4 protein-coding genes are annotated in these 6,721 nt (G+C 37.8%); all 4 read right to left on the bottom strand.

Features of this window, described 5'->3' with window-relative positions; all coding sequences use genetic code 11:
- Positions 1 to 81: 81 nt before the first annotated feature.
- From PMI10_RS19620 to PMI10_RS19605, 4 genes are read right to left on the bottom strand one after another with little or no spacing between them, the layout of a single operon-like run.
- Complete coding sequence (locus PMI10_RS19620; RefSeq protein ID WP_007811002.1) at positions 82 to 1,683, bottom strand: hypothetical protein; 1,602 nt, start codon at positions 1,681 to 1,683, stop codon at positions 82 to 84.
- An 11-nt stretch (positions 1,684 to 1,694) separates the two neighbouring features.
- Positions 1,695 to 3,641, bottom strand: coding sequence for a glycoside hydrolase family 97 protein (locus PMI10_RS19615; RefSeq protein WP_007811001.1), 1,947 nt, complete (start codon positions 3,639 to 3,641; stop codon positions 1,695 to 1,697).
- Positions 3,642 to 3,651: 10 nt separating this feature from the next.
- Positions 3,652 to 5,313: a glycoside hydrolase family 43 protein gene (locus tag PMI10_RS19610; protein WP_007811000.1), complete on the bottom strand. Its 1,662-nt coding sequence runs from the start codon at positions 5,311 to 5,313 to the stop codon at positions 3,652 to 3,654.
- A 29-nt stretch (positions 5,314 to 5,342) separates the two neighbouring features.
- Entirely contained in the window at positions 5,343 to 6,539 is a 1,197-nt protein-coding gene (locus PMI10_RS19605; RefSeq protein WP_007810999.1) for a DUF4861 family protein, read from the bottom strand.
- Between the last annotated feature and the right edge of the window lie 182 nt (positions 6,540 to 6,721).

Below are 6,721 nucleotides of genomic sequence, written 5' to 3'. Positions count from 1 at the left end.
CGAAGGTTTATTAGTTTAGAAGGGCTTCGACTCCGCTCAGCCTGACACCTGTTTTGAATTACGCCCAAACGGGTAATTATATCATTTCTGTATATAAAAACTTTGTTCAACAGGCTCTGCCGATTGCAAATCACCCGCAATTCCGTATTGCCAGGCCACGACAGTAACTTTTACCGGAAATTTTGTCCTTGGCGGAATTTTAGTAAAATACAGCACATTGTCTTCTAAATACGCGGGGCCTTCTTTTACATAATAAGCCACTTTGGATCCTGCACTCGATTTAGCATGCAACTCTATGTTTTTTATGCCTGATTTTAGATCTTTTATTGGACCAAAATCAATCGTTTGTGGTTTACCTTCTTTATTCATTACTGGAAAACGCAAATGGAATTGCTGAACAGCGCTTTTGTATTTCTCATCTCCATTATTGTGGGTCAAAAGCCAAATATCATTGCTGCGTTTCGTATTATTAAAACCCAGTTTGTCAAATCTAATCTGAAAAATAGTGTCATTAATCTTTTTTACCGGGCCACAAATCCTATCAATTAAAAGTGGTGTTTTGGCAAAATCACTAACCTCTTTTACTTTTAAACTATCCGCAAAAAAAGGCACAACCGTAAAACTAATTCCGTCATTTAAAGGCTTAAAATTCAACTGAAAACCAGCATGTGATTTTTCGGGCTGTACTATTTTACCATTTTGTTTTAAACCGATATATTGATTTTTCTTCCCACGGGCCTGAGCATAAAAAGCTTCTGTTGCATTTGCCATTTTTTTATCAAAAACCCAGGAGGCCGTTCTTTTATCACCCATAAATTGGTTAAAAGCTGCAGGCTTGTATTTTGGAATTGTATCATGTCTCCATTTATCCATTAACCAGCCGGAAACAGATTGTACTTTTTTCAGCTTTGCAAAATTATTCAAAGGCATTTTAGCAGGAAGCCTTTTTTTAGCCGCTTCCCGAATATAGTCTGCCACATATTTTACCATCGCATCCGAATAATCAAAATGACCATGACCTGCATCTGCAAATAAGGTAATGACACTTTGAGGATGTTTCGAAATAAATTTATAAGCCGGTGCAATACGGGCTTCCATCCATTCGTATTCCCCCATAATGAATAATGACGGAATCCCATCAATATTTCGATCGCCCCAATCAGGATTCGGACGACCACTGCCTGTAAGATTGGTTTGTGGTGCATCGCCATGAACAGAAACCAATGCTAATGTTTTTTCAGGATTAAAGGCTGCAAAATTCCAGGGAAAGCTTGCCATCGCTGAATGCCCCATTGGAATAAGAGGCGCATAAACCAATTCCTGATAACCCGAAACTTCGGCCAGCAATTTCATCGCTTCATCAATAAGCTTGTCTTCATTTTTAGTAATATCATATGTTTGACTAATTCCCGGAGTTACCCAAACCTCAGCAAAACCAAGATCACTCATCGTTTTTCTAAAATAAGGATTCTCAAGCATCCCTTCTTCTATCATGTTGTGTTGTGTGAATATAACTCCTCTGACTTGTTTGCAATTTTCAGGTATCCATAAAAAAGCTTGTGGATGATCTTTTGTTTCCTGAGAAATATTGCTGCTTATCTTTACGCTCCATTGCCATACCTGACTGTATCCACTAAAGCTTAAAAGGCTTAAAAAGAAGAATATGTAATTTAGTTTTTTCATTTTTAAAACAGTTAGTTTTTCTTTACTTCAGAAAAAATTAAAGCCACTCCTCCACTGGCTTTCAGGTCAAATGCCAAGACATCTCCGCCTTTTATTTTTTGTTCTTTAACAGCCACTTTAGTACGTGTTTGAATCGTATCGTCATCCTGAAATGATTTTACTACGTATTTCTTCCCTTTTTCAAGGAATGTTGTTGGAACAGTTATTTTACGGGTCTGATTGTTTGTGATAGCACCAACAAACCAATCTTTACCAGTTTTACGAGCTACTGTAATGTATTCACCAACTTGTCCGTCAAGTACTTTTGTTTCATCCCAAACCGTTTTTACTTTATCGAAAAACTCAATTTCGGGTTCACCCTGATATGCCGAAGGCTGGTCATACCAATACAAAAACTGAATCGGACTATAATAAACAAGCGATAAAGCCAATTGATGGGCATGTGTATTTTTTATGTCTTTTCTATAATAACAAATAGTATAATCGGCAGGACCGGCCAAAAAACGGGTAAATGGCAGAATGGTATTATGATCCGCATCAGGCATTTCTTCGTTTCCACGGATTCCTTCCTGAGTCATTAAATTGGGATAGGTACGACTGAAACCTGTTGGGCGATATTCGTCATGAATGTCTACCATAAAACCATATTCGGCACATTTTTTTACCGCTTCGTGTAACCAGGTTGTCCAACGTTGATTACCTACTTGTACAAATCCAAATTTTATTCCTTTGATTCCCCATTTTTTATACAAAGGCAAAATTGAATCCAATTGCTGAATCAATGCACGCTGGTTAACATATACCCAAAGCCCGATTCCTTTTGAAGCTGCATAAGCTGTCAATTCCGGAATATTAAGATCTTTCGTATTTGAAACTGTGGCAGCATCTGAACTCATTTTCATCTCGGGTCCGTACCAGCCTGCATCAAGGTGAACATATTGTAAACTGCGTTCGGCTGCAAAATCAATACATTTTTTAGCATCTGCTTGTGTCATCTTTGCCACACGAATTACTTTTCCGGGTTTAATCCACGATACCTCCTTCAATTGATTTTCAGGATTTAAATTCAGAATAATCTCTTTATTTTCGATTAAATCAGTCGATTTCTCACCTGCCATAATCACACGCCATGGTGTAGAATAAGCAGGAATTACATCCACACTGCTGTAAATCGTTGCCTGAAGTGTATTTGGTTTAGTCGTATTGAGAGTGAATTTCATTCGGGCATAATCTGTCATTTGAGCTTCAGCTATGGCTACAGTCAAACCATTTGTCAATTTCATTGTAAGAGGACGCTCGCTCTGACCTTTCCAGTCTTTCAGCGGAAGCAATGAGAATGGTCCCTGTGCCCAGGGTTCATAATATGCCAGAGTTCCTTCGGGCATTGTGAACTGCGTTTGTTCCCCTATAATATGAAGAAATAAACCATTGCTCGGCTCAGGAAAATGATAACGAACCGCAACGCCTCCGTCATAAGCGCGTACAATAACGTTCATAAAATAGCTTTTATTCTTATCGTAACCATCACCCGACTTTTCTTTGGGGATTTCTCCTTTACGGAAAGATATTGTCAACTCATTATAGTTATTTCGAATAATGGAATTTTCACCGTAAACCGGTTTCCATGTTTCATCTACAGCATTACGCAATATTCCTGTGAAATTCAGATTCTCTCCCCATACTTTACAAGTATCATTTGGTACAGCAAGCGCCGATTCGAAAGTCTGATTTTCAATCAAAACACCAAGTTCCGATTCCAATACAACCGGTTTTCCCTTATAAAAAAGGGTATAATACATTTGTTTATCACTGTTATTAATTTGCTTTTGATAAAAAGTAAACTCATAGAAACCGTTTGGTGATTTGAGTTTTTGAACCGTTTCCTGTAAGATCGATTGAGCTTGTATTGTAACACTACAAAGCAATAGGCCCAAAAGATAAAATCTGATTATTTTCATTTCCCGATCTTTATTTTGTAATTCTAAACCAATCAAAATCAGCATAACCACCCATTCTAACCTTAGGCTGACTAATGGCAAAAATTCCTATTTTGGCTGATATCCATAAATCTTTTTCGGCTTTTGCCTCTTCTCCAATTTTGGTAAAATCGATTCCATTTTCGCTATAACTGAATTGACATGCTGCATTAGGAGCCGTGATTTTCATTCGCAATTGTACTTCATTCGAAGACAAAACCTTCTCTCCGATTAGTTTTTCTGCTGTTCCTTCATTTGCATTGGCACAACTTATCTGCTGCACCCAATATTTTTCATCATGAAATGCAATCGCCAGATAAGCATAGGATTTTCCCATTAACAATAAACCTGCTTTTTTTCCTGGTGTTTGCCATTCGGTAGTTAGTTTAACTTTAGTCGTAGCGGTAAAATTAGGCGCGGGTAGTTTTTGTAATAATAGATTCGGGACATTCCAAAGATTTGGCTCCTCTTTTTGACTAATTGTAAAAAGTCTCAAATACCCTGTCCCGGGAATTTGTGCACTCCATTTTATAGAAGGGTTTGCATACCATTGCCACTGCAAATCCGGTTTTCCATTGTCAAATTCATCACTTTCAACCGGATGAATTCTAGGTAAATTATTTCCAATTACAGGTTTTGCACCGGAAAGAATTGGCTCTCCCACACCGTTTCCATCGTAATCTTTTCCTATTATCGGCCAACCGTCTTTCCATTCCATCGGCTGCAAATGCAATACACGTCCGTAAACTCCCTGATCCTGAAAATGTAAGAACCAGGATTTTTCATCCGGAGTCGTTACCCAAGCCCCTTGGTGTGGTCCGTTGATGGTCGTGCTTCCTTGTTCTAAAACAATTTTATCTTCATAGGGCCCATAAATATTTTTAGAACGCATGGCTACCTGCCAGCCAGTTTCTACACCTCCTGCGGGGGCAAAAATGTAATAGTAGTTATCTTTTTTATATAATTTAGGGCCTTCCATGGTATGATGCCTGTCATGACCGTCAAAAACATTTTGTCCTTCATCCAGAACAGCTGTTCCTTCGGCATTCATTTTATTGATAGTCAGTAAACTGTTTATTCCGGCACGGCTTCCTGCCCAGCCATGAACCAAATAGGTATTTTCTCCATCCCAAAGCGGACAAGGATCAATGATTCCTTTTCCTGTCATCACTAATACCGGTTTCTCCCATTTGTCATAAATATCTTTGGTTTTAACCATGTAAACTCCAAAATCCGGATCACCCCAGTAGATATAAAATTCTCCTTTGTGAAATCGTATTGATGGAGCCCAGACTCCTTTGCTATGCTGTGGAATATCAAAAACAGCTTCGGGAATCTGCTTCTCTAAAGCATAATTGATAATCTGCCAATTCACCAAATCTTTGGAATGTAAAACAGGCAAACCCGGTACACAATTAAAACTGCTGGCTGTCATGTAATAATCATCTTTTACACGAATCACATCCGGATCAGAATAATCGGCATATAAGATAGGATTTGTATACGTCCCGTCGCCGCGATCTGATTGCCAAACTTCTGAAATATAGCTTTTTAACGGAGTACTCCCGGACTGTTTTTGACTTACTGATTTACAAGAATATAAAGCATAAAAAGCCATTACAATATAAATTACATATTGATTTCTAAAGATCATTGGGTTATTATCTTAAATTGGAATTTGTCTTATTTGATAATCACTTGCAAAGGGTTAGCGATAATTTTTGCCTGCTTACCGAGCATTTCGTCCCATTCTGTAACATCCGAAACTTGTTTGCTTCCCGTCCAGGCAAAACCTGCGTAATAGGTATATTTTGTTTCAGGATTTAAAACAATTAACAAGTTACTTTGATCAGGGGTTTTAGAATCATTTGCGAAAGCAGTGTTTATAATGGCAGGATTTAAAACGATGCCTTCCCCTACAAAAGAACTGTCTATTGCTTCCCAATGACGAAACCAGCCTTTTACTTTATTAATATTTACTTCACCCTTTTTTTCATGCAGTGTAATTCCAAGCGTATAGTTTGGTATTTTTTTATCTGAACGAAGGCTAATTTCAAATTTTGAAAAATTGGAATCCAAATCCAGTGAAATCCTTTTGGTTTCGCGTACTCCATAACTGCTCCATGGCGCATAAGTCAGTTCAAAAACAGTACGCAAAGGTCCTTTTGCAATTGTTTTATAACTGATGTAATTTTTAGCTACCTGTAAACTGTCATTCTCCCAAATTCCTGCTCCTCCGGTTCCTCTGCTTGCCCCTACATGATACGGATCATAGCCTTCTCCATGCTCGATGTGATAATACCCCGGAGTTTCTACATTTTTTTTATACCAACTGTCAATTATAGAATAGTCTACTTTTTTAAACCAAAGATCAATACCGCTCGAAAGTGTTCCACCTTCTTTATGCTGCTCTACCAACTGCTGGGCTACAGGGCCATAAGCCCTAAAAGCAACTTTATTATTTTCCCAGGCATAATCATCAATCCGCTCGGGAACAAAACGTGAATACGTCGTCACTTTACTTTCGGGTACTTTTACTGTATCCGAAACAATTGAATAATTTGCTTTGGCATTTGCTTTAATATCCACTTCAAAAAGAAATTCATCTCCTTTACCGTCATGGTCATAATCAATCCATTGTGACCTTAAGTATTCATTAGTGCCTAAAACTTTAACCCGAATGTCTTTCTCAGAAGAATTTTTCAATAATCCTGATAATTGATCACGATAAATACTGACTAATTCTTTACGCTGGAAATCAAGATTGTTTTTTACTTCAACATTTATTTCCTTTGGTTTGCTTTTCATTGAACAACCGGAGGTATATCCAATAACAAAAAAGACACCTGTTACAACATATAATCTAAGACGTACTTTCATTTTATATATTTTTTTAAATCTCGTAATTCTTTTTTTTAATCCTTCAAATAACTTCCGGGAAGTATTTCATTTTATAATTTTCTTTTATCCGTTTGTCAGGCTGAGTCCATTTGGCTTCGCTCAGGACAAACTTAGTCGAAGCCCTTTCCGTGTAAAAGCCTTCGACTCCGCTCAGGATGACA

Origin of the sequence: Flavobacterium sp. CF136, assembly GCF_000282055.1 — a bacterium.
In the GTDB taxonomy this organism is placed as follows: Bacteria; Bacteroidota; Bacteroidia; order Flavobacteriales; family Flavobacteriaceae; genus Flavobacterium.
Note: the sequence above shows the minus strand (reverse complement) of the source record. Positions and strands in the feature narration are given on the sequence as shown.

Bases quoted from the DNA above. Each gene is read 5' to 3' on its own strand.
- PMI10_RS19620 (WP_007811002.1), bottom strand. From the start codon at position 1,683: ATGAAAAAACTAAATTACATATTCTTCTTTTTAAGCCTTTTAAGCTTT.
- PMI10_RS19615 (WP_007811001.1), bottom strand. From the start codon at position 3,641: ATGAAAATAATCAGATTTTATCTTTTGGGCCTATTGCTTTGTAGTGTT.
- PMI10_RS19610 (WP_007811000.1), bottom strand. From the start codon at position 5,313: ATGATCTTTAGAAATCAATATGTAATTTATATTGTAATGGCTTTTTAT.
- PMI10_RS19605 (WP_007810999.1), bottom strand. From the start codon at position 6,539: ATGAAAGTACGTCTTAGATTATATGTTGTAACAGGTGTCTTTTTTGTT.